This is a genomic window from Cupriavidus sp. GW823-FHT06D04 (assembly GCF_058795055.1).
Genome location: NZ_JBXAHL010000054.1, coordinates 13,328 through 37,155 on the forward strand (window position 1 = coordinate 13,328; position 23,828 = coordinate 37,155).

Genomic DNA, 23,828 nt, shown 5'->3' on the forward strand with positions numbered 1-23,828 from the left:
CGGGCGGGCTCAGCTCACCTTGGCCTTGTGGGCTCTCCCCTCGTCCGCCGCCTGCTTGCGGTCGGGCGTGGTGCCACGCGGCTCCAGTTCGCCGCGATACGCCATCGTCACGGCCTTCGGTGCCACGGTGTCGCCGGGGCGCACACGCATCAGGCCATTCACGACGATGTTCTCGCCCGGCTGCAGACCCTTGCGGATCACGCGCAGCCCTTCGTACGTGGGCCCGAGTTCGACTTCGCGATACACGAGCTTGTTGGCCTTGTCGACCACGAGCACGAACTTCTTGCCCTGGTCGGTACCGATGGCGCGGTCGTTGATCAGCACGGCCGGGTGCGGCGAACCGCCACCGAGCTTGACCTTCGCGTACAGGCCCGGCAGCAGACGGCCATTGTCGTTGTCGAATACGGCACGCACGCGGATGGTGCCGCTGCGCGTGTCGAGCCGGTTGTCGATCGAGTGGATACGACCCTTGTGCGGGTTGCCGTCCTCGTTGGCCAGGCCCAGGAATACCGGCAGGTCGTTCTTGCCGCCGCCAGCGCCCGGCTGCGTGTAGCGCAGGTAGCTCTGCTCGTCGACATCGAAGCTCGCGTACACCGGCGAGACCGACACCACCGAGGTCAGCGGCGGCGACGCGGCACCGGCCGCCACGAGGTTGCCCACCGTGATTTCCGCACGCGAGACCTTGCCCGAGACCGGCGCAACGATGCGCGTGTAGCTCAGGTTCAGCTTCGCCACTTCCAGCGCAGCCTGCGCGCCGCGCACATCGGCCGACAATTCGCTGGCGGCGTTGATGCGCTCGTCGAATTCGCGACGCGAGATTGCGTTGTCGTCGAGCAGGCGTTGCGCACGGGCCTTCTCGGTCTGCGCGTGCGCAGCGCGTACCTGGGCCGCGGCCAGCGCCGCTTCGGCGCGCGCCACTTCTGCGGCGTACGGACGCGGATCGATTGTGAACAGCGGGTCGCCCTTCTTCACGATCGAGCCTTCGCGGAAATGCACCGTTTCGATCGTGCCGGAAACGCGCGGACGGATTTCCACGCGGTCCACGGCTTCGATGCGGCCCGAGAACTCATCCCATTCGGTGATGGTCTGGCCCACTGCCGATGCCACTTCGACGGCCGGAGCCGGCGGCGGCGTGTTGGCCTGGGCTTCCCCTCCGTGCCATGGGCGCAGTACCGAGGTTGCCACGCCCCCCCCAAGGATTGCCACGATGGCAAAGGCGATCAGCATGCGTCGAGACTTGTGATTCATCTTTCTTAACTCCGTGTTTCGTCGGGTTTCTTCAACTGGAAAAGCAAAAATTCGGGCCGAACGCTCCCCGCCTGCCTCGCGGCTAGCCGGCCGCGGTGGAATTCAAGCGCGCCTGCCAGGCTTCGAACTCAGCCAGAATCTCCGTCTTTCGCGCCAGATCCCACCGCCGGATCAGGTGCAGCAGGCCGTCGGCGGTCTTGCCGTTGATCCACCCGCGGTGGCTGCTCGTTCTGCAGCATGCCTTCAGGCGTGCGAAGTCGTGTGAGCGGCGCAGTCCGGCGGTCAGTTCCGACCAAAAAAAATGCGTCCTGTGCCCAATACGCATAGATGTCATTCTTGATCGGATCTCTTGCGTGATGCCGCATAAGGCCGGATATTGTTTTCTCGGCGCAGGCTGTGATTCCGTCGTATGTCCAACTGGATTTCACGAGTTTCATAGCTAATCGCAGTATTTACCGACCTGGCGGTGGTCCGTATCCATCTTTAACGGCCAAGCTGTGACACTATGGGCTTGCCCAATTGATCGCTCAGGCATCATCTCAGTCCCTGCAGGACCACTTCCGCTGTGCCGCCGCTCGAAGCCGCCGTCGTCCACTTAAGTTGGTCTCCACTAATGGTGAACGGTCGCTTCTGCTGGACTCGGTTCCAGTTCGGAAACGAACTGGTGGCGACATGGAACGTGATCGTCTTGTCGGCCTCGTTCACTGTATAGGTCCCGAAGTGAGCGATCATTCCTCGCGCGATGGCCTTGTTTTCCTCCGGCGTGCCCTCCATTCGGTTGGCGGACGCAAATTTTGCAATATCGGCGCGAGATGTCATCAGGATATAGTGGGCGCTCCCGTCGAAAACCGCGAGCCCTTGCGGATTGGTGCCGTACATCGGTCGCCGACTGCCGTCCGGGCGCACGGTATCGACCGATACGTAGGCCGACGTTCCGACAACCTGTTCCTTCAGCGTCCCGGTTTGGGCGGCCATCCCACGACCCGCAGGGCCGTCAATGGGCTGCTGTGGCGTGCTTCAATCCCGTTTCTGGACACCGTATTTCGCCATATACACTTCGCGAAGGGCCTCTTCCGAAGCCCCCGCTCCGAAGCGGTAGGCCGGCGACAGCAGCGACAGCGCCTCGCGCACGTCGATGCGGACGACGTGATTCACCGGATAGTCCGGGCCGTTCGTCTGCCTAACCCACTCAGCGACGTACGTCCTTTCAGGATCGGCGGTGGGTAGGATCCGGGCCATACCGTTGAAGCGATAGCCGCGCCGGGTGAAGACATCGACGACGTTGATCGAAATCGCCGGATTGCGTCGGAGATTTTCGATGGTCTGAGGCGAGGCGATGTCCGCGAAAAATAACGTGTCGTTTTGCGCGAATAGCGACGCCTTCGGCGAAAGATTCGGCGTTCCATCGTCATTTACCGTCGCGACGAACGAAAGGATCGCGCGTTGAATGACATCGAGCATGTCGGTGGTAAGAATCGGCATCATGGACCTCAAGTTTGCGGCTGCGGAGTGCTACCGGGGTCTATACTACGAAAGCGATGGCATGGTGGACAGAGCCATGATTCGCCATATCGACCAAGCCATGATTCACGCACAGACAGGCAAGTTTCCCCAACTCGACACGGCCTCCACGGAGCCTCTGTACCAACAGATCTATGCCCGGTTCCGCGGAGCCATTGCGGACGGTCTTCTCGCGCCTGGGGATCGGGTCCCATCGGCCCGCGCACTGGCCGAGGAATTGGGATTGTCGAGAGGAACCATTGACGTTGCCTATGCGACGTTGATCGCCGAGGGGTACTTTCAGCCTCGCGGCCAAGCGGGCACTTTCGTCACGCCGGGTCTGAAGCCCCGGTTGCCGGTACCGCCGGCAGTCCAGCCGCCGGTTTACGCCGCGGGTACGGTGAAGATGCGCCCTACGTCGATGCTGCCACTGCAGATGGGACTGCCCGCGCTAGACGCATTTCCCCGAAAAATCTGGGCCCGGCTAGGCGCGCGATGCATACGTGCCACCCAGATTCCCGAGATGATCTATCCGCCTGCACACGGCCTGCAGCCGTTGCGGACTGCAATTGCCACCTATCTCCAGGTCGCGCGCGGGATTACCTGCTCTCCATCACAAGTGTTCGTTACGTCCGGATATCGCAACACGCTGGAGTTGATCGTCCACGCGCTTCTCAATGCAGGGGACCGGGTCTGGGTCGAAGATCCCGGCTACCCGCCCACTCGACAGTTGCTGCAACACGCGAACATTGTGGTCACCCCCGTTCCGGTGGACGAGGAAGGACTGGTCGTCGCGCACGGCGTAAGAATCGCGTCGCGCGCGCGTGCGGCAGTCGTTACACCGGCGCATCAGAGTCCACTTTGTGTGTCGCTATCGTTGCATCGGCGCCTGGCACTGCTTGATTGGGCATCTCGAAGCCAGGCGTGGATCGTCGAAGATGACTACGACGGCGAATACAGGTATGTGAGCCGTCCGTTGCCCGCGCTCAAGAGCCTCGATCGCGACGGGCGCGTTCTCTATGCGGGCACGTTCAGCAAGGTTCTGTTTCCCGGCATTCGACTTGCGTACCTCGTGGTACCGGAAGCGCAGGTTGAACGGTTCGAACTGATCAGTCAGATTTTCTCGGGCGGCGGGCCTGAACTAACGCAGGCCATCGTCACCGCCTTTCTAGCGGAAGGACATTTTGCCCGTCATATCCAGCGCATGCGAAAGCTGTATGCGGAGCGCCGGGCAGCCGCCACAAACGGACTGGAGCGAGCCCTAGGAGCGCACATGCGCATCGAGCCGCAGCCGGGAGGAATGCATCTAGTTCTACGCATGCAGGGTCAAGGATCGGATTGCTCGCTCGCTGAGCGCATACGGAGCCATGGCATGTTTGCTCACGCGCTGACCAACTGGAGCATCAGCGAAAAGGTAAAACCTGCCTTGCTGCTCGGCTTCACCAACATCGACTCCGAGAGCACCGCCGAGAAACTCGGAAGGCGCATCTTGAAGCTCATCTGAGCGCGCCCGCAATTCGATCCTGACGATTTCGCAAGTGCCATGGCCTATAAATCTGGGCCACTCATGGCCCTTTGCTACTGGACCATAGTGCGGCAGGATGAAGGCTCCTTAAACATAGCCCCGTCGAGAGGATCCGCGATAAGCAGTGGTGTCGACTACGCCTAGATTGCGCCGCGGCCCGGCTTGTCGTCGCTTTTCTTTTGAAGGACGCCCATGAACGAACTTTCCGCCTTCCCGATCACCCGCAAATGGCGCGCACAGCACCCTGAGCGCATCCAGCTCTATTCGCTACCGACACCGAACGGCATCAAGGTTTCGGTCATGCTCGAAGAAACGGGACTGCCGTACGAACCACACCTTGTGCGCTTCGATACCGACGATCAGATGTCGCCGGAATTTCTGTCGCTCAATCCCAACAACAAGATCCCGGCCATCCTTGACCCGGCCGGCCCCGGCGGCAAGCCGCTCGGCTTGTTCGAATCGGGCGCTATTCTGCTTTATCTGGCCGACAAGAGCGGGCAGTTCATCCCGCAGGACGCCGCCGGCCGCTATGAAACCGTCCAATGGCTGGTGTTCCAGATGGGCGGCATCGGCCCGATGTTCGGTCAGGTGGGCTTTTTCAACAAGTTCGCCGGCAAGGACTATGAGGACAAGCGCCCGCGCGACCGTTACGTCGCCGAGTCACGCCGTTTGCTCAACGTTCTCGACGGACGGCTCGCCGGACGCACGTGGATCATGGGAGACGCTTACACGATCGCCGACATGGCCGTATTTCCATGGGTGCGCAATCTGGTGGGCTTTTACGAGGCCGGCGATCTGGTCGGCATCGACGATTTTCCGCACGTCATGCGGGTATACAAAACGTTCATCGAGCGTCCAGCCGTTGTGAAGGGTATCGATATACCCAGCCGCGGCTGAGACGCTCCCCATCGTCCGTCGAAATCCGGTTACCGCGCAAACGTTCGTGTTGCAAAGCCGATCGATTTCCGTCGATTAGCCAGTGGGACGGCGGCCTTCAGCGGACCCTCTCGCTCGAACGGCGGAAGTGTTTTCTCAAAGCGATAGGGCGATCGCGAGGAAACTAGTCATCCCAATTCTGGTTGCGGCGTTAGCCGCGGATCAGGCGACCAACAATCCCCCATTGGCACGGCGTGACTTTAGTCTTGCGCATTGCCACTGCAACCAGAGTTAGGACCATGACGCATGTCGCAACTGCAAACAACTCGCCAGCTGTGCATTCCTACTGGCATTTGGCCCCCGCCGTCCTGGCGCTGGGTTATCCCTGGTATCTTGCACGTTTTTACGACGCGGCCGCTGCCCATCATACGTTCGCCGCCTTGGCGGCTTTTGCAGTTGTCCTCACAGTTCCGATAAGCGCCTTCGTCAGCCTGTGTTCCCTCGGACGACAACCGGCGCCAACCTCACGCGGCGTCATTCTTCAGCGTCTCGCCCATTTCACGTTTGCTTCACCACCGCTCTTTGTCATCGTGGGAGTCTTCCTCTATCTGATGAAAATAAGCGGCGCAGACGAAAAAGTCTGGCTGGGTATCTGGGCCGCGGTGCTCTGTGCCGCCATGCTGGCCTTGCTGACGAGCCCGACCGTCGATAAGAGTGCGCGCGCGGCACGCCGCTTGGCGCCGGTGCGGGTGATGCATGGCGTCGCATCGGCCACAATCATTCTCGTTTTCCTTTTCCCGCACCTTGGCAATCATGCGATCGGCATCTTCGGCACGGACACGCACAAGGCGGTCATGCTGGTCCTGCGTCACCTCTATCGCGCCGGATGGCTCGAACCTATCCTGATTGCGCTCTTTTTATTCCAGATCGTGAGCGGTCTCGTGCTGTTGTTGCCGAAGCTGGGTGAGAAGCGGGATCTCCTTGGTACGCTGCAAACGGCATCGGGTGCCTATCTTGTGATATTCATAGCGTCGCATATCAACGCGGTGTTTATCCTCGCGCGATATTTCGGCACCGATACGGACTATGCATGGGCCACCGGGCTGCCGAATGGTCTCATCGCCGATTCCTGGAATGTGCGGCTAATCCCGCATTATTCACTGGGCGTGTGGCTGATCCTTAGCCACATCATCTGCGGCCTGCGCACGGTCATGCTGGCTCACGGAGTTTCCATGCCTCGAACCAATGTCATTTGCTGGACGTTGATTGGCGCCGCATCGCTGTGGGCTGCGGTAGTCGTTACCGGCATGGTTGGGGTACGGATCTGACGCCCAGTATGCGCCTGGAAGATCGACAATTGCATTCGCCGGGGTTCAGCCGATTACACCGCTCAGGACCGGCGCAAACGGGAATTTTGACCTGTTCTGGTCTACGGAAGCCGTCTCGTGCCGATGGCAGAAACGTTTAACGGAAATTCATTGTGTCGCATATGCCGTCTGTCATGCAGCCAATATCGGATATTCGAACTCGTGAGAAGAATTTTTTGTCTCGGTATGCCTAGATTTCCAATTGTCGGTTGGATCGTACGCTGTGAATCTACAAGTGAACACTGGAACAAATATCTGCGCGTTCCCTCCAACATTTTAATTCACCGTGTTTTTTTCCGTTGGATTCCTGAGTTTGGGATACGGATAACGGTGCTGTCTACAAAGAGAATATCGGCGGGACGGCACTTCATCTGAAGCTAGATTTGGATTTTCTGTGCTTGCTGAACTTGGATAGAACCCGGTGTGACCGACTTACAAGTGCACACTGTTTAGTCAATGAGAGTATAGACATGCATGGTTTTGATTTTGACCTATTTGTAGTTGGCGGTGGGTCCGGTGGGGTTCGTGCCAGTCGTATCGCTGCGTCGCACGGCGCAAGGGTTGGTATCGCTGAGGCGTATCGGCTGGGAGGCACTTGTGTGATCCGGGGTTGTGTTCCGAAGAAGCTCATGATGTATGCGTCTCAGTTTCGCGGCGCATTCGAGGACGCGTGGGGATATGGATGGAACATCGAAGGCCCCTATGTTCACGACTGGCCGCGCATGGTGGCTGCCAGGGACAAGGAAATCGATCGGCTGGAGGGCGTATACCGAGGGCTGCTCGATAGGGCTGGTGTCGCGGTCTTTCAAGGCCGAGCGGAACTGGACGGCCCGAATCGGATCCTGGTCGATGATCAGATCATCACCGCCAAAACCATTCTCATCGCGACCGGCGCGGCACCAGTTCGGCCTGATATTCCTGGAGCCAAGTTCATGGCGACGTCTGATGACATCTTTAGCCTACGGAAAGCGCCGTCCCGCGTAGCAATAATTGGTGGGGGCTACATCGCGTGCGAATTCTCAGGGATCTTTAGCGGACTGGGGGCGCAGGTTGTCCAGTTGCATCGCGGGGAGCAGATTCTCCGGGGATTCGACGATGAACTGAGAGATCACCTTGCGGATCAAATTTCACGCAGGGGTGTTGACCTTCGCTGCAGCATCCAAGTTACGGCGGTTGAGCGTACGCACGACGGTATGTCCGTCTATCTATCTGACGGCTCAACCTTGGAAGTCGACACGCTGATGATTGCTGCCGGGCGTCAATGCGCCACCAGCAGACTTGGATTGGATACGGTTGGTGTGGAAGTCGACGATATCGGCGCTATTAAAGTAGACCAATTCTCCGGCACTACGAACCCAGGCATCTATGCAGTCGGCGACGTGACTAATCGGGTCAATTTGACGCCCGTGGCCGTTCAAGAGGGGCACGCATTCGCTGATACGGTGTTTGGTGGGCGACCCCGAGCAATCTCACATGAGAACGTCCCCAATGCAGTCTTCAGTCAGCCCCAGGCAGCGTCTGTTGGCCTGAGCGAGACGCAAGCTAAGGCGAGGTACCCCAATGTCAAGATATTTGGTAGCTCCTTCCGGCCGATGACGGCGGCGTTGTCGTCTCGAGATGAGCGAGCGCTTATCAAGCTTGTCGTCGACGCGAGCTCTGACAGAGTGCTTGGAGCGCACATTGTTGCCGCCGATGCTGCGGAGATCATTCAAGGCTTGGCGATTGCGATTAAGTCGGGTGTAAGAAAGGCCGACATGGACGCAACCCTCGGTGTCCATCCAACGATCGCCGAAGAGTTTGTCACGCTGCGCGAACCGCGATGAATTTGGGTAGAGCAGCATCTGCAGCCTTCTGTAGGCGGCTAGAACCATCGCTGCTGATTCCTGCGTCTTGCAGGTCTGTAATTCGATGCGCAACGGCGGTTTCCGTCGCATGCCTGCCAATGGCATGCCGAATGCATCGAGGTGCAATAACGTCACGCGGTCCAACAACGCTGGATCCCGGTCGGACAGCTGGGTCCGAAACTTCTGCGCCGCCCGGTTACCAGGTGGCGCAGGCCCCGGTCACTGTAGTCGGTACGACCCGCGCCTGTTTTCACCCTGGCGTTGGGAATCGTCACCCCTTCCAGCGGTGACGGTAAAGGGTAAAGGCCCGTCTGTCGTGGCCGCAGTGCCGCCCAGCGCCCGACATTTGGTTCTGGCACTGGCTTGGACAGTATGTCGTATCTCAGCTTAATCACGCTTTTATGTGAACGTTGAAAAAGAAAATTGCGCCTATGGTGTGAGGGTAATGCTGCGGTGCGGCAAGTCATGACTTTCATCGGTGAGACGGGGGAGGGATATCCCTAAGGTGCACCACGCCAGAGTATCTGAAAAGTGCGCGCAAAGCGACAAAATCAGCGCTGTAAGACTGATATAACAGCACGGAATATCAATGCCCGCATGATTGATTATGGCTCGCAAAACGCAGCTTTTAGACTCCTCTTCAACGGTAGCAAGTGCGCACCGTGGTCTGTAGCCGATAAGTGGAGGAGACTTGGATGAATAGCGAACTAACAGCGGATGTGCGAACGCGTGGCGCAACCAAGCGTGAAGAGATCAAGGTTGTGGTAGGGGCGTGCGTCGGTACTGTTCTCGAATGGTATGACTTCTTCCTTTATGGAAGTCTGGCGATTTTCTTCTCATCGCATTTCTTTCCCGCCGGTAATTCGACAGCCAGCTATTTGGCCTCGCTGGCGACGTTTGGTATTGGTTTTATTATTCGACCGCTCGGCGCTATTGTATTTGGCCGATTTGGCGATAAGGCGGGGCGCAAAGCAACGTTTCTTGCCACGGTGGTGCTGATGGGTGTCTCGACGGCTGGCGTTGGCCTCTTGCCTTCCTACGAGACCCTTGGTTGGGTATCTCCTGCCATCCTGATCGTGCTGCGCCTGCTTCAAGGGCTGGCACTAGGTGGAGAGTATGGCGGTGCTGCGGCCTACATTGCCGAGCACACGCCGTCCGGTCGCCGCGGCTACGCGACCGGCTGGCTCCAGACCACGGCGACCTTCGGTTTTCTGCTGTCGCTCGCGGTCACTCAGATCTGCCGGATCTGGATCTCGACGGAGGACTTTGCAGTGTGGGGCTGGCGCGTGCCGTTCCTGGCGTCTCTGTTGCTCCTGGCCGTGTCGACATACATCCGCACGACGCTTTCGGAGTCCCCGGTATTCAAGCGGATGAAAGCGGAAAACCGGACGTCCAGCGCGCCGCTGCGCGATAGCCTCATGGTCGGCCAAAACGTACGCCGGATGCTGGCTGTCCTGTTTGGCGCGCAAGCTGCCGTTGCCGTGGTCTGGTACATGTGCAACTTCTACGTCCTGTACTTCCTGACGTCTACCCTGAAAGTGCCCGCTAGCGACGCGTATAGCTATCTGGTTGTCGCACTGATCTTTTCGCTGCCGCTCTACGTGTTTTTTGGCTGGCTGTCGGACAAGGTCGGCCGCAAGTGGATCATCCTCATTGGCTGCGGCATGGCGGTCCTGACGTTCCTCCCGATCTTCTCACAACTGAGTAGGGCCGTGAATCCGGGACTCGCCCACTTCCAGCAAACCGTGACGATCCGCATCGCGTCCTCCGACTGTAATGACAGCATGTTCTCTGACGCCCATACGCCGTGCGACAAGGCACGTGACTTTCTGACCCAGGCTGGTTTGTCGTATCGCGTTGAGCCTGGTCTCGCTGGCGAGCCTTTGGTGACCTATATCGGTGACAAGCCGTTCAAGGGCTTCGACGCCAAAGCCTACAAGGAGGCCCTCGTTGCCGCAGGATATCCGCCGGTAGCCGACGCGAAGGCGATCAATCGTCCGGTGGTGTACATCCTGCTTTTCCTCCTGATGATCTGGGGCGCGATGGCGTATGGCCCGATGTCCGCCTATTACGTGGAACTGTTTCCTGCCGCTATCCGCTACACCTCGATTTCCATTCCCTACAACATCGGCGCGGGTTACTTCGGTGGACTGGCTCCGTTTATGTCTACGGCGCTCGCCGTGAAATCGGGCGATGTACTGGGGGGGCTGTGGTACGCAATCGTCGTGGGCGGTGTCTCGGTTGTCATCGGCATGGTCATGCTGAAGGAAACCAAGGACGTCGACCTGAATCAGTGAGGCGAGTATTCCCTCAACATCAAGAGCATTGGAGCAATTAATGACGCAGTCCGGTCAGGCACGACTAGTGCAAGGTCAGGCAACTCCCCGGGGGCGTTTTCCCCATGTGGTGCGCGCTGGCGATTTCCTCTTCGTTTCGGGTACCAGTTCGAGGCGGCCCGACAACACCTTCATCGGGGCATCCGCCGACGCTTTCGGAACGGCGACGGTTGATATCCGGCAGCAGACGCGAGCAGTGATCGAGAACATCCGCGACATCCTGCAGGCGGAGGGCGCGGACCTCAAGAATGTCGTGGAGATCACCGCATTCCTGGTCAACATGAACGATTTCGGCGGCTATAACGAAGCATATGCCGAGTACTTTGACGAGGGCGGTCCGACGCGCACAACGGTGGCGGTACACCAGCTACCGCACCCGCTGCTGACCATCGAGATTAAGGCCATTGCCTACGCTCCCCAGACGAAAGCAGACTGATACGGGAAACGAGAATTGGAGAAGACAATGCTGAAGTATGGACTGCCATTCAAGTTCGACAACTGGATCGATGATCGTCGTCACCTTCTGATGCCGCCTGTTGGCAACCAACAGGTGTGGCCGGAAGCGGACCTCATCGTGACCGCCGTCGGCGGTCCGAATCTGCGGACTGACTATCACGATGATCCGCTCGAAGAGTTCTTCTATCAGCTCAGGGGCAATGCGTACCTGAACCTGATGGTGGACGGCAAGCGCGAGCGGGTCGATCTTCGTGAGGGGGACATTTTCCTGCTGCCTCCCCACGTTCGTCATTCGCCGCAGCGGCCAGAAGAAGGCAGCGTTTGTTTGGTAATCGAGCGCCAGCGTCCGTACGGTGTCTTGGACGGCTTCGAATGGTACTGCCCGAGCTGTGACCGCCTGGTCCACCGGGTCGAGGTCCAGCTGCGCAGCATTGTCGATGATCTGCCCCCCCTGTTTGAAGCGTTCTACGCCTCCGAAGAAAGCCGGCGCTGCCCGCATTGTGGCACCGCGCATCCCGGCCGCGGAGCGTAGCCTCCTCAACCTCGCATCAAGATGAATAGCACCATGACAAGCATCGCGATGGCCGGTCTGACGACCAGGCAAAAGTACTGGCTTATTACTGGCAGTGTCGGCCCGCGCCCCATTGCATTGGTAACGACTCTGGGCGAGAGCGGGATGTGCAACGCCGCTCCTTATAGCGCTTTCAATTACATGGGCGAGGATCCACCGCTGTTCGCCATTGCGGTGGACCACTATGGCGACGAGAGCCACAGGCCTGGCGAGGTCAAGGACACGCTGCGAAACATTCTGGACCGGCGCGAGTTTGTCGTCAACATGGTCGACGACGCCATTGTGGAGCGTGCGGTGAAGTGCGGTAGCGACCTGCCTGCCCATCTGTCCGAGGCAGAAGCGGTAGGGCTGTCGCTGGCCCCTTCACAATCCGTGGCCGTACCGCGTGTCGCGGAGGCACCTATCTCTTGGGAGTGCAGGCTGTACAAGGTCTTCGAATTTTCGGCGCAGCGTTCGATCGTTTTTGGCGAAATCGTGTCGATGTATATCCGCGACGATCTGTTCGACGACGAGAAACTGAGGATTCGTGTGGATCAGTTTCATCCGGTCGGACGTCTGGGCGGCCCGAACTATTGCCGGACGTCGGATCGGCGACGTATCCAAGTACCTACGTACTTGCCGTCGGTGGGCGTTGCACGAGAATGAGTTTTGGCTGCGCAAACGTCGAAGACAGGGTCGGTGCAGACGCCACTTTTTGCAGTCCCGATGATTGAGGGCAGTCTGCTGTCGGATTCTTTTGAGGTGGTCATGCCATGCACATTCATCCGCTGACGCAAATCCGACTGAGCCGGAACCTGAAACTGAGTCAGTTGCTGGTCTTCGATCGTGTCATCGAGACGGGGTCACTCCTTCACGCTGCCAACGACATGGGCCTGACTCAACCGGCCGTGACCAAGATCATTCAGGAGCTTGAAGCGGGAGTGGATGGCGCCCTGTTTGCCCGATCTAACCGCGGGGTAGTTCCGACCGAGCTGGGCGTTCTTCTGGCCCGCCGCGTGAAGTCGCTCCTCGCGGAGTTCCGGTACATGACGGAGGAACTCGATCAGTTTCGTTTTGGAACGGCTGGTAGGGTGATCGTCGGCACCATGATTGCCGCTTCCGCTCACCTGTTGCCTTCGACCATCGCCACGCTGAAGGAGCGCGCCCCGAACGTTATCGTCACGGTGCGCGAAGGGCCAACCGCTCAGCTTTTCCCGGCCTTGGCGACGGGCGAAGTCGACATAGTCGTCGGGCGCCTGCCGGAGCGGGAGTTGCCGATCGCAGCGGCTTTCCCGCTTGCCCATCAGGCACTCTTCGAGGACTCGCTTGAAGTTGTGGTCGGTAGCGCAAACGATGCCGTGGGGCAGTCTGTCACTTCATTGCACGAACTGGATCAACTTCCCTGGATCTTGCCGACGCCGGATTCACCGTTGCGCTACTCAGTGGAGCGCATGTTCCGGGACGCCGGTATTGATCTGCCTCGCGATCTGGTGGAGTCAATGTCGGTACTGACCAACCTTGGTCTGCTTCTTACCACCAATCGAATCGCAGTCATGCCCCGCGTAGCGGCCCGGCAATTTGTCCAAGCCGGCCTGCTGCGAACGCTTTCTATTCCAGAACTGGGTGCCTTCGGGACGGTAGGGTACTCGGTTCGCGCCAATAAGGACCTCACACGTGCGTGTGAGGTCTTTATCGAGTGTCTGAGGGAGGTCTCCGGACGCGACGAGGTCAGCTGACGCCCACATTCTCCCAGCAGTACCGCGCAAACAAACCTTAGATGCTGTTCCAGGCAGGCTGGAAGGGTATCGCTTTGCCTGTTTTTTTGCAGTACCGGAGCCAAATTCAGCTACATGCGAAGAAGGAGAAGAAGTGAAGAAGCCTAGTAAAGTAATTTGCGCGAGTTTCGCGATCGCGCCGACCTTCGCCTTTGCACAGTCCGTCACGCTGTACGGCGTGGTCGATACCGGCGTCGAGTATGTGAATCGCGTCGGTGCCGACCACCATGGGCTGGCGAGGATGAACAATCTTTCAGGGACGGTACCTTCGCGCTGGGGTCTGCGGGGCACAGAAGACCTGGGCGGTGGGTTGAAATCCGCATTCGTACTAGAGTCGGGCTTCGCTCCCGACTCTGGTCTGTCGAACCAGGCCAGTCGCCTTTTTGGTCGACAAGCCTGGGTGGGACTAAGTGGCTCATGGGGACAGGTAGCGCTTGGTCGCCAGTACACCATGCTGTTGTGGGCAACTCTTGACTCGGACATGCTTGGGCCGAATACGTTCGGCACTTCGTCGCTCGACAGCTACATGGCAAGTCCGCGTACGGACAACGCCATCTCCTACAAGGGTACGTTCGGTGGGCTCACCCTCGGCGCAACTTACAGCTTCGGGCGCGACGCTGCACCGGCCGGAGCACCGTGCGCTGGCGAGAACCCTGGCGACCACAATGCATGTCGGGAATGGTCAGCATTGGTTGGCTACGACACCAGCAACTGGGGTGTTTTTGCGGCCTATGACTCGTTGCGCGGAGGCGCCGGTGCTGCTGGTGGTTTGACCAGTAGCGGGATGAAAGATGATCGTCTCTCCCTGAGCGGCTATACCAACATCGGCAAAGCGAAAATCGGCGGCGGATGGATTCGTCGAGACAATGATGGGAATGCGGTGACGCCGCGGAGTGACCTCTGGTACGGCGGCATGTCGTACGCCGTAACGCCGGCTTTCAGCGTCGACGGTGAGCTTCTCTATCTGCGCTATCACAACAGTTCCAACAAGGCATGGCTGTATGCGGCGCGGGCCAACTACGCGTTCTCGAAGCGCACGACCATCTACACGACCGCCGGCTTCATCGACAACGGCGGTCAGCTTGCGCTATCGGTCAGTTCCGGCGCCACGGCGGCTGCAGCGCCTACTGCCGGCGGCAACCAGGTCGGTGTGACGGTAGGTATCAAGCACATTTTCTGACGTTTGGTGACTCGCACCCCTCGGGGTGCATTCCCACGCCAAGGCTCTTTTTCTCCAGGGATGCCTTGGCGTTTTTCTTGCTGTGTGAAAGCGAGCTGGTTATTCCACGTCCTTATATCAACTGCTCAAGGTTTGATTATTCAAGCCAAACCGGTACTCCTACACTTCAATCACTACCAGTTGCAGGAGTGCTCATGGATTACTACGCAGAGATCGCAGAGAGATTGCCCGAGCAATTGCGCAATTTCATTGACGGGGAATTTGTCGATTCGACCAGTTCATTTCCGAAGCTTAGCCCGATCGATGGCCGTGAACTTTCACAGGTTGCCGAAGCGGATGCCGCAGCGGTCGATGCTGCAGTGCGAGCAGCCCGACGGGCCCAGAACGGACCGTGGCGGAAGTACACCCCCGCACAGCGAGCCGAAGCCTTGCATCGTGTTGCCGATGGCATTCAGGCTCGCTTCGACGAGTTCGTGGCGGCGGAAGTGGCTGACACTGGTCGACCCGTCGCTCAGGCAAGGGCCCTCGATATCGCGCGCGGCATCTCGAACTTCCGAACCTTTGCCGATCTTGTGAGCACTGCGCACACCGAGTGCTTCGAGTCGGTTGGCGCAGACGGCACGCAACTGCTCAACTACGTCACGCGCAAGCCGCTGGGCGTGGTTGGCGTGATCTCGCCATGGAATCTGCCGCTGCTCTTGCTGACATGGAAGGTAGCCCCGGCGCTGGCAATGGGCAACTCGGTAGTGGCCAAGCCGTCCGAGGAGTCGCCAACCAGCGCAACGCTGCTAGCCGAGGTCATCCGCGACTCGGGGCTGCCCAAAGGCGCGTTCAACCTGATCCACGGTCATGGCCCGAACGCCGCCGGGGAATGGCTGACCAAGCACGCGGAAATCGACGCCATTACGTTCACTGGCGAATCGAGGACCGGCAGCACGATCATGAAAGCCGTGGCGGACGGTGTAAAGAACGTGTCCTTCGAGCTCGGTGGCAAGAATGCAGCCGTCGTTTTCGCGGATTCCGATTTCGAAGCAGCGGTTGAAGGCGTTCTGCGCTCCAGTTTCACCAACGCGGGTCAGGTTTGCATGTGTACTGAGCGCGTCTATGTCGAGCGTTCGATCTTCGACCGCTTCGTCTCGGAGCTGAAGGCCCGTACCGAGAAACTGCGCATCGGATCGCCGTATGTGTCCGGCAATACCACCGGACCGATGATTTCCAAGGGTCATCGCGACAAGGTGCTGAGCTACTTCAAGCTTGCCGTCGAAGAAGGTGCCACCGTCGTGACAGGCGGCGATGTGCCGAAGTTTGGCGACGACTGCGACAACGGTGCCTTCGTCCAGCCGACGATCTGGACCGGACTGCCGGACACCGCACGGTGTGTAAACGAGGAAGTGTTCGGACCTGTCTGCCACATCTCGCCGTTTGATTCGGAGGAAGAGGTGGTGGCTCGTGTGAACAACAGCGAGTATGGCCTGGCCGCCAGCGTATGGACCACGCATCTGGCGCGTGGTCACCGCGTTGCGCAACAAATCGAGACCGGAATCGTCTGGGTGAACGCCTGGTATGCGCGGGATCTGCGCACACCGTTCGGTGGTGCAAAGCTGTCGGGTGTCGGACGCGAGGGTGGACGCCACTCGATGGACTTCTATTCGGAGCTGACCAACATCTGCGTGAGGGTCGATTAAACATGGAAAACAACCAAGCGCTGCAGGACATTGCCGACGCACTATGGAGAGCCCACGGTGGCCAGCCGTTCAGCCCCGTATCCCCCGTACGCGATGCGATCGAAGGGATCGAAGGCGTAGCTCTCGAGCATGCATACCGCATTCAGCAGATCAATATCCAACGTCAATTGACTGCCGGTGCGCGTTCTGTTGGACGCAAGATTGGTCTGACTTCGAAGATCGTGCAGGCTCAGCTCGGTGTCGACACACCGGACTTCGGCACGCTTCTGGACACCATGGCCTTCGGCGACGGCGAGGAGATTCCCTTCGCTCGCACGCACCAACCGAAGGTTGAGGCAGAGATCGCCCTGGTCCTCGATGATGACCTGCCATACAAGCGGCACACGATTGCCGACATTGTCGGCGCCACGGCGTACGCACTACCGGCCATCGAGATCGTCGGCAGCCGCATCGCGAACTGGAATATCCGCCTGTTCGACACCGTGGCGGACAACGCGTCCAGCGGACTCTTCGTACTTGGTACGCGACCCGTAAAGCTTCACGACCTCGACCTCGTCCGTTGCGGGATGGTCATGGATCGCAAGGGCGAGCAGGTGAGCGTGGGCGCAGGCGCGGCATGCCTGGGCAATCCGCTGAATGCAGCCGTGTGGCTCGCAGACATGATGGCTCGGGTCGGCGAACCCTTGCAGGCTGGCGATGTTGTGCTGACTGGCGCTTTGGGTCCCATGGTCGCAGTGCAGCCTGGGGATGTTTTTTCCGCAAAGATCGAAGGCTTGGGCGAAGTTCGCGCCGTCTTCTCGAAGTAATCGGAGTTCCAATCGTGAACGACAAGACTAGGTTTTCTGTGGCGATCATCGGATCGGGCAACATCGGTACCGATCTGATGATCAAGGTGATGCGCCACGCTAAGCATCTCAAGATGGCTGCCATGGTCGGCATCGATCGCGCGTCCGACGGCCTTGCTCGCGCTGAACGTCTGGGCGTGGCCACGACGGCCGGCGGCATCGACGGCCTGGTCGAAATGCCGGAGTTCCGCGATGTGCGGATTGCCTTCGATGCCACTTCCGCCGGTGCGCATGCACGCCACGCCGAGATTCTCGCCCAGCACGGCGTAACAGTCATCGACCTCACGCCAGCAGCACTGGGACCGTTTGTCGTACCGTCCGTTAATCTTGACGCATATCTCGATTCGACAAACGTCAACATGGTGACGTGCGGCGGTCAGGCCACGATTCCCATCGTCCGCGCCGTCTCCGATGTGACCGCCGTCCACTACGGCGAGATCGTTGCGTCAATTTCCAGCCGCTCGGCTGGTCCAGGCACGCGCGCCAATATCGATGAGTTCACCGAGACGACGTCGCGCGCCATTGAAATCATCGGTGGTGCTACGGTCGGCAAGGCCGTCATCATTCTGAACCCGGCCGAACCACCCCTGCTCATGCGCGACACGATCTATTGCCTTGTGGATGAGGATGCGAACACGGCGCAGATCGAAGCCGCGATTCACGCGCAGGTGCAACGTGTGTCCACCTACGTACCCGGGTATCGCCTGAAGCAGGCCGTGCAGTTCGATCGGGTCGAGTTGCCGGCGCGCTTTTTGAAGACCAGCGCCCCGTCCGTCGGTCTCAAGGTGAGCGTGTTCCTCGAAGTCGAGGGCGCGGCGCACTACTTGCCATCGTATGCCGGGAACCTCGACATCATGACGTCTGCCGCTCTGCGCACCGCGGATGAAATGGCGGCAAAGCGGTTGGCAGCCTGAAGGAAAAGATGATGACTGCGAACACGAAGAAGATCTACGTCTCCGACGTCACGCTGCGGGATGGCATGCACGCCATCCGGCATCAGTACACCGTGGACCAGGTCGTTCAGGTCGCGCAAGCGCTCGATGAGGCTGGTGTTGACAGCATTGAAGTGGCTCACGGTGACGGTCTTGCCGGCTCGAGCTTTAACTATGGCCTGGGCGCGCACACCGACTATGAGTGGATCGCTGCAGTGGTCGGTGCGGTGAAGAAGGCACAGGTCGCAACGCTCCTGATCCCGGGTATCGGTACTGTGCATGACCTGCGGGAAGCCTACGAGGCCGGTGCACGCGTGGTCCGCGTGGCGACGCACTGCACGGAAGCCGATATCTCGCGCCAGCATATCGAGTACGCGCGTTCGCTCGGGATGGACACCGTTGGCTTCCTGATGATGAGCCACATGACCACGCCCGAACATCTCGCCAAACAGGCCAAGCTAATGGAGAGCTACGGCGCACAGTGTATTTATGTCGTTGACTCTGGTGGGGCACTGAACATGGGAGACGTGGCTGCGCGTTTCCGCGCTCTGAAAGCATCGCTCGATCCTGCCACTCAGACGGGTATGCACGCACACCACAACCTCTCTCTTGGTGTCGCCAATTCCATGGTCGCGGTCCAGGAAGGCTGCGATCGCGTGGATGCATCGCTGACGGGCATGGGTGCGGGTGCGGGCAACGCTCCGCTGGAGGTCTTCATTGCTGCCGTTGGTCGTATGGGGCTGAAGCACGGCTGCGATGTCAAGAAACTGATCGACGTCGCAGACGATATCGTCCGGCCGCTCCAGGAGCGGCCGGTGCGCGTGGATCGCGAAACGCTCGCGCTCGGCTATGCCGGTGTCTACTCGAGCTTCCTGCGCCATGCAGAAGCGGCGTCGGCGAAATACGGCATTTCGGCTTTCGACATTCTGGTCGAGCTTGGCCGCCGGCACATGGTAGGCGGTCAGGAGGACATGATCGTTGACGTCGCGCTTGACCTCGTCCAGCGCAATGAACAACAAGCGAGGGCAGGATGATTGATATCGAGAACGCCGCGCGTCTGGTCGACGATGCGGCGGTGAATGCGGTGGCGATCAACCAGCTGACAGCCGTGGACACCTTTTCCGTGTATGACGCTTATCGTATTCAGCGTACATCGATCGAACGTCGCGTGCAGCGCGGTGAATGCCGCATCGGCATCAAACTCGGGTTCACCAGCCGCGCCAAAATGATTCAGATGGGTGTTTCGGATCTGATCTGGGGATGGCTTACGGATGCCATGCTTGAAGTTGATGGCGGGAGCGTCAACCTGAGCCGTTTTATCCATCCTCGCGTCGAGCCAGAAGTCTGCTTTCTGACGCGAAAAGCGATTGACCGACCATTGACGGCGCTCGAAGCGAAGGACTACCTTGAAGCCGTCGCGCCCGCCATGGAGATCATCGATTCCCGATATCAGGACTTTCGCTTCACGCTTGAAGACGTAGTGGCTGACAACTGTTCCAGTGCCGGTCTCGTCGTCGGCAGCTGGGCGCGAAATTTTGACAGCCTCAGCAATGCTGGCGTACTCATGCGCGTGGACGGCAGGGATGTGCAGATTGGTTCCACTGCGGCCATTCTGGGTCACCCGCTTCGTGCCGTCGTCGAGGCGTCACGGCTTGTAAGCGAGTCGGAGACCGTGTTGCCGGCAGGATCGCTCATCATGGCAGGCGCCGCCACTGCGGCACACCCGCTTGTGCCGGGTAGCCATGTTCAAGCATTGGTCAACGGCATCGGCGAGGCCGAGTTTACGACCGCCTTGTAGACGATTCTTTAGCCTCATGACTAGTGAAGGCATAGCGACACCATGACATTGCGAATTGATATGCACTCCCATTTTTTCCCAACGATTTCGCGGGAAGAAGCTGCGCAGGTCGACCAGTCGGATGTTCCCTGGCTCGCAGTCTCGGACGATGGCGAAACCGGCATGATTATGCTGGGTGATCAAGCGTTTCGCCCGGTCAATCGTCCCCTGTGGGACCCGAAACGACGTCTCGAACAGATGGACGAACAGAGGATCGACGTACAGTTGATGTGCGCGACGCCGGTGATGTTCGGCTATCGATATGGTGTGAAGGCGGCATCGCAGTGGGCCCAACGCATGAACGACAAGGCGCTTGAACTCTGCTCGGTAGCGCCGAATCGCCTGAAGGCTCTCGCGCAGGTGCCACTGCAGGATATCGATCTAGCATGCCGGGAAGCGTCGCGCGCGCATGCGTCGGGGCATTGCGGTGTCCAGATTGGCAACCACGTTGGCCCGCGCAACCTCGATGACGAAGCGCTGATCCAGTTCCTGCGCCATTGTGCCGACGAGCGCATCCCTGTCCTGGTGCATCCCTGGGACATGATGACGGATGGCCGGATGAAGAAGTGGATGCTGCCGTGGCTTGTGGCCATGCCGGCAGAAACCCAGCTCGGCATCCTTTCTCTGATCTTGTCCGGCGCATTCGAGCGGATTCCGCGATCTCTGAAGCTTTGCTTTGCACACGGTGGCGGGAGCTTTGCGTTCCTGCTCGGACGTGTCGACAACGCGTGGCGTCAGCGGGACATCGTGCGTGAGGATTGCCCGAACCTTCCGTCGTCCTACGTGGACCGGTTTTCTGTGGACAGCGCCGTCTTTGACGCGAAGTCTCTCAGTCTGCTGGTCGACGTCATGGGGGAGGAACGGGTATTGCTGGGGTCCGACTATCCGTATCCGCTTGGCGAGCAGACAATTGGCTCCCTGGTGGAGAACCACGACGGTCTGAGCGATCAGGCCAAAAGCCGTATTCTTGGTGTCAATGCCGCCAAGTTCTTCAATTTGCCCGAGGCATTGAGCTAAGGCGAATGATTCAGTCAGATAAGGAGAGCCAGATGCTGCCGCACGGTCCACACAAGGAGGAGTTGCTTCAGTGGGTTCGTCGCCTGTGCGACGAAATACGCTCACGCCCACTTGATGAGCACCTCGAAGCGTACCTGAACTACCACTTTGGTGCGGATACCGAGGTGTACGAGGAGATGTGCCGGCTGCTGAAATTGGGCGTGGAGGAAGGTTGGGCGGCCTACGTTGAAATCGATGGGGCCTCATACCGCCGAGGTCGGCTCGCCGAGCCCGGATATGAGACGGCGGAGATGAGCGTGGAAAGCGGACTGCTTCGCGATGCGAAAGGCCAGTACCACTGTCACACTCGCGGCGAGATCAACATGATCATTCCGCTGGAGCCGGGCGCACAGTTCTGTGAGCATGGTGCAGGGTGGCGCGTCTTCGCTCCGATGAGCGAACACTTTCCTACCGTCAAGGGAAAGGCCCTGATGATGTATTTCCTGCCGGGTGGCGAAATCGAATACCGTACGCCGCCTGCCCAGTAACTTCGAGACCTGTACAGGAGTCGTTGTGAATATCAAAATTCTTGCGGTGAGCGGCAGTTCGCGTCGCGGCTCACTGAATCAGAAGCTGCTCGATATTGCGGCAAATGGCGCGCGAGATGCGGGCGCGACCGTCACGTCGATTCGATTGACCGACTTTGCGTTGCCGCTCTACGACGGCGACCTTGAGGTCGATCAAGGTGTTCCCAGGGAAGTTCGGCGTTTGCAGGCGGAGTTCGCCAAACATGACGCGCTGCTGATCGCGACGCCCGAGTTCAACGGAGGCTATACCGCGGCGCTGAAGAATGCGCTGGACTGGGTGAGCCGCCCACAGGAGGACGGCACTTCGGGGGTTACGCTGTTGGCAGGCAAAGTGGCAGCACTGGTTTCTGCCTCACCAGGACAACTGGGCGGCCTGCGTTCGCAGCTGGCCTTGCGCACGGTGTTGGACAAACTGGGCGTAGTGGTGATTCCTGATGCGTTTGCGCTTGGCCTCGCGCACAAGGCTTTCGAAGGAGAGATCGGACTGAAAGACAAGGCCGCCGAGAAAGCAGTTATCGGCGTGGGTGTGGCATTGAGCCGCACGGCTGAGCGGCTGGCTGTCAAGTGAGAGCGTTGGCTGTCTTGCCACGCTGACGTCTTGATGCTGTCGGCGCGGCCACAGCGGGGCCGCCCCGCTGCAATTGAGCGGATTGAGGCAGGATGCGCACGGCAGCTCGGCGCCGAGCGCATCGGCAGCGGAGCCGATGCGGGCACCGGCCGCTTCGAACGCTGCTCGTGCTCAAGGTCCGCTCGCCCGACGACGCCGAGCGCGCGCAGATGCATCGGGAATACTGGCGCGCACTCCGGCGCCGTGCGGCGCTGAGATGTGTATAACGCTATGACCTTCACCCCATTGGGCGTCGGCAGAGAAAAGAGTTGCAATCGATCAGGATACTTCGCCGACCAACGCGCGAAAATCTGATGTTCGAGTGTCATTTTTTCCTCGCAGACCAGTCCGTCACACCAATGGCCTTCATCATCCAACTCCCCCTAATCGGTATATCGTTAGCAGTCCCTCCGGAGCTTGCTCGGATTCGCTCGCTGCACGCAACACCAGTGTGAACAGCGCCGACGAAAGCCCGCGAAAGATAGCACTGGGACACATTTCCTCCGGAAAATTAACTGCTCCCGCCCGGATGCGCTCTCAACAACTTTTCTTGCGACGCATTCGGGCTCGAACGTTACGTTCGCGAGCTCAGATCGATCCGGCAGGGGCTACCGGAGGGAAGTCCCTGTCTGGATCAAACACGTTATTGAAAAAGTTCGTCAGAGAAGCCGTGGCGACCAGTGCAACGATTTCCATCACATTTGCATCCGAGTAGCCGGCAACGCGGACGGTCTGCAGATCAGCTTCACTGACCTTACCGCGGGTCTCGATGACTTTGCGCGCGAACTGAATGGCGGCGTCCCGCTTCGGGTCGGCAGCATGACCTTTGCGAGCAAGAATGATTTCATCGCTGGGCAATTTCGTCATGTGTTCGGCGGTGTAGCTGTGAACCGTCAAGCAGTAGTCGGAGACCGCGCCAAAACGGGGGCAAACCACCGGACCACTGCCGAGAGGCCAATGAGGCACCTACAATGCGCGCATGGCTTCCGATCCTAGGCCGGCGATCTCCGTCCTTCAACTTCGAATTGCTCTGCGCGGCCTGAGCCCGCCGGTTTGGCGACGCGTCCTCGTTCCTGAGCACTTGACGCTCGGACAATTGCACAATGTCCTCCAGATAGTCATGGGCTGGGCGGGCGAACATCTGCACACGTTCAGCATTCGTGGCAGGCGTTACGGCGAAGCTCATGAGGGCGTCTTGGAGTTCTCCACCGTGGCAAACGAACTGCCACTGACTGCGTTTCGCCTCCGCGAACACGAAGGCTTCGTCTATGTGTATGACTTCAACGCGTGGTGGCGCCACGAGATACGGGTGGAGCGGCGTAGGCTGCAGCAACATCCTGGCCGGCTGCCACGTTGCGTGGCGGGTTGCGGGCCTTGCCCGCCAGAGGACATAGGTGGGATCGAGAGGTATCTGGAGGCCAGGGACGAACGCAGTGAGTATGAGTTCCTCGATTGGCTCGAGTCGCTGCGCGAGGAGCCAATCGTGCTGGAAGACTTACGCGATGAGGTCGACCGATGGCTGACTTGGCTGGATCGTCGCTTTGACCGTCAGATCGTCAACGATCGGTTGCGAGAGCTCGAGGGGTAGACTGGTCGCCGCAGCTTCCAAGATCCTATGAGACAGGACAAACCGATGCTTAAAATCAGCGTGTCGTGCTTGGCTCACAGGGGAGACATCATGC

The 23,828-nt window shown here is 59.4% G+C and carries 22 protein-coding genes and 2 pseudogenes; 19 read left to right on the forward strand and 5 right to left on the reverse strand.

Annotation, left to right across the window (positions count from 1 at the left end; genetic code table 11):
- Window positions 1–9 precede the first annotated feature (9 nt).
- From AC1Q7H_RS36240 to AC1Q7H_RS36250, 3 genes are all read right to left on the reverse strand, one after another.
- On the reverse strand, window positions 10–1,248 hold the full coding sequence (locus AC1Q7H_RS36240) for an efflux RND transporter periplasmic adaptor subunit (RefSeq protein WP_492382314.1): 1,239 nt from the start codon (window positions 1,246–1,248) through the stop codon (window positions 10–12).
- Window positions 1,249–1,782: 534 nt separating this feature from the next.
- Window positions 1,783–2,223, reverse strand: coding sequence for a lipocalin-like domain-containing protein (locus AC1Q7H_RS36245; protein ID WP_492382315.1), 441 nt, complete (start codon window positions 2,221–2,223; stop codon window positions 1,783–1,785).
- A 42-nt stretch (window positions 2,224–2,265) separates the two neighbouring features.
- Window positions 2,266–2,733: a pyridoxamine 5'-phosphate oxidase family protein gene (locus AC1Q7H_RS36250; protein WP_492382316.1), complete on the reverse strand. Its 468-nt coding sequence runs from the start codon at window positions 2,731–2,733 to the stop codon at window positions 2,266–2,268.
- A gap of 97 nt (window positions 2,734–2,830) precedes the next feature.
- On the opposite strand from AC1Q7H_RS36250, the gene pdxR reads away from it, so the two are divergent.
- From pdxR to AC1Q7H_RS36340, 18 genes are all read left to right on the forward strand, one after another.
- The gene (gene pdxR, locus AC1Q7H_RS36255) at window positions 2,831–4,252 is read left to right on the forward strand and encodes a MocR-like pyridoxine biosynthesis transcription factor PdxR (RefSeq protein ID WP_492382334.1); all 1,422 of its coding nucleotides are present in this window, start codon (window positions 2,831–2,833) and stop codon (window positions 4,250–4,252) included.
- A 213-nt stretch (window positions 4,253–4,465) separates the two neighbouring features.
- Window positions 4,466–5,170, forward strand: coding sequence for a glutathione binding-like protein (locus tag AC1Q7H_RS36260; protein WP_492382317.1), 705 nt, complete (start codon window positions 4,466–4,468; stop codon window positions 5,168–5,170).
- A 278-nt stretch (window positions 5,171–5,448) separates the two neighbouring features.
- A complete protein-coding gene (locus tag AC1Q7H_RS36265; protein ID WP_492382318.1) occupies window positions 5,449–6,477 on the forward strand; it encodes a hypothetical protein in 1,029 nt (342 codons plus the stop codon).
- 509 nt (window positions 6,478–6,986) lie between these two features.
- Window positions 6,987–8,339 carry a glutathione-disulfide reductase gene (gene gorA / locus AC1Q7H_RS36270; RefSeq protein ID WP_492382319.1) on the forward strand — a complete coding sequence of 451 codons (1,353 nt, stop codon included), beginning with the start codon at window positions 6,987–6,989 and terminating at the stop codon, window positions 8,337–8,339.
- Window positions 8,340–9,055: 716 nt separating this feature from the next.
- Complete coding sequence (locus AC1Q7H_RS36275) at window positions 9,056–10,657, forward strand: MFS transporter (protein WP_492382320.1); 1,602 nt, start codon at window positions 9,056–9,058, stop codon at window positions 10,655–10,657.
- A gap of 40 nt (window positions 10,658–10,697) precedes the next feature.
- Window positions 10,698–11,132 carry a RidA family protein gene (locus AC1Q7H_RS36280; protein ID WP_492382321.1) on the forward strand — a complete coding sequence of 145 codons (435 nt, stop codon included), beginning with the start codon at window positions 10,698–10,700 and terminating at the stop codon, window positions 11,130–11,132.
- Window positions 11,133–11,159: 27 nt separating this feature from the next.
- Window positions 11,160–11,684, forward strand: coding sequence for a 3-hydroxyanthranilate 3,4-dioxygenase (locus AC1Q7H_RS36285; RefSeq protein ID WP_492382322.1), 525 nt, complete (start codon window positions 11,160–11,162; stop codon window positions 11,682–11,684).
- A gap of 33 nt (window positions 11,685–11,717) precedes the next feature.
- A complete protein-coding gene (locus tag AC1Q7H_RS36290; protein WP_492382323.1) occupies window positions 11,718–12,368 on the forward strand; it encodes a flavin reductase family protein in 651 nt (216 codons plus the stop codon).
- Window positions 12,369–12,475: 107 nt separating this feature from the next.
- Window positions 12,476–13,438: a LysR substrate-binding domain-containing protein gene (locus tag AC1Q7H_RS36295; RefSeq protein WP_492382324.1), complete on the forward strand. Its 963-nt coding sequence runs from the start codon at window positions 12,476–12,478 to the stop codon at window positions 13,436–13,438.
- 133 nt (window positions 13,439–13,571) lie between these two features.
- Window positions 13,572–14,657 (forward strand): porin, encoded by a 1,086-nt coding sequence (locus tag AC1Q7H_RS36300; RefSeq protein WP_492382325.1) that lies wholly within the window; start codon window positions 13,572–13,574, stop codon window positions 14,655–14,657.
- Between the two features lie 194 nt (window positions 14,658–14,851).
- Entirely contained in the window at window positions 14,852–16,342 is a 1,491-nt protein-coding gene (locus AC1Q7H_RS36305) for a 2-hydroxymuconic semialdehyde dehydrogenase (protein WP_492382326.1), read from the forward strand.
- A gap of 2 nt (window positions 16,343–16,344) precedes the next feature.
- Window positions 16,345–17,148 (forward strand): 2-keto-4-pentenoate hydratase, encoded by an 804-nt coding sequence (locus tag AC1Q7H_RS36310; protein ID WP_492382327.1) that lies wholly within the window; start codon window positions 16,345–16,347, stop codon window positions 17,146–17,148.
- A 14-nt stretch (window positions 17,149–17,162) separates the two neighbouring features.
- Window positions 17,163–18,101 (forward strand): acetaldehyde dehydrogenase (acetylating), encoded by a 939-nt coding sequence (locus AC1Q7H_RS36315; RefSeq protein ID WP_492382328.1) that lies wholly within the window; start codon window positions 17,163–17,165, stop codon window positions 18,099–18,101.
- Window positions 18,102–18,112: 11 nt separating this feature from the next.
- On the forward strand, window positions 18,113–19,153 hold the full coding sequence (dmpG, locus tag AC1Q7H_RS36320; protein ID WP_492382335.1) for a 4-hydroxy-2-oxovalerate aldolase: 1,041 nt from the start codon (window positions 18,113–18,115) through the stop codon (window positions 19,151–19,153).
- Window positions 19,150–19,917, forward strand: coding sequence for a 2-keto-4-pentenoate hydratase (locus tag AC1Q7H_RS36325; protein ID WP_492382329.1), 768 nt, complete (start codon window positions 19,150–19,152; stop codon window positions 19,915–19,917). Before dmpG ends, AC1Q7H_RS36325 begins: the two co-directional genes overlap by 4 nt.
- A 42-nt stretch (window positions 19,918–19,959) precedes the next feature.
- Window positions 19,960–20,973 carry an amidohydrolase family protein gene (locus AC1Q7H_RS36330; protein ID WP_492382330.1) on the forward strand — a complete coding sequence of 338 codons (1,014 nt, stop codon included), beginning with the start codon at window positions 19,960–19,962 and terminating at the stop codon, window positions 20,971–20,973.
- A 32-nt stretch (window positions 20,974–21,005) separates the two neighbouring features.
- Entirely contained in the window at window positions 21,006–21,500 is a 495-nt protein-coding gene (locus tag AC1Q7H_RS36335) for a 4-hydroxylaminobenzoate lyase (RefSeq protein ID WP_492382331.1), read from the forward strand.
- Window positions 21,501–21,525: 25 nt separating this feature from the next.
- Window positions 21,526–22,107: an NADPH-dependent FMN reductase gene (locus tag AC1Q7H_RS36340; protein ID WP_492382332.1), complete on the forward strand. Its 582-nt coding sequence runs from the start codon at window positions 21,526–21,528 to the stop codon at window positions 22,105–22,107.
- A 272-nt stretch (window positions 22,108–22,379) separates the two neighbouring features.
- Here the strand turns inward: AC1Q7H_RS36340 and AC1Q7H_RS36345 are convergent.
- A pseudogene (locus AC1Q7H_RS36345) lies at window positions 22,380–22,475 on the reverse strand (glutathione S-transferase); the annotation flags it as partial.
- A 259-nt stretch (window positions 22,476–22,734) separates the two neighbouring features.
- Window positions 22,735–23,052 (reverse strand): annotated as a pseudogene (locus AC1Q7H_RS36350) (carboxymuconolactone decarboxylase family protein); the annotation flags it as partial.
- Window positions 23,053–23,125: 73 nt separating this feature from the next.
- Between AC1Q7H_RS36350 and AC1Q7H_RS36355 the strand changes: the two are divergent.
- Entirely contained in the window at window positions 23,126–23,734 is a 609-nt protein-coding gene (locus tag AC1Q7H_RS36355; protein WP_153957139.1) for a plasmid pRiA4b ORF-3 family protein, read from the forward strand.
- Window positions 23,735–23,828: the final 94 nt, after the last annotated feature.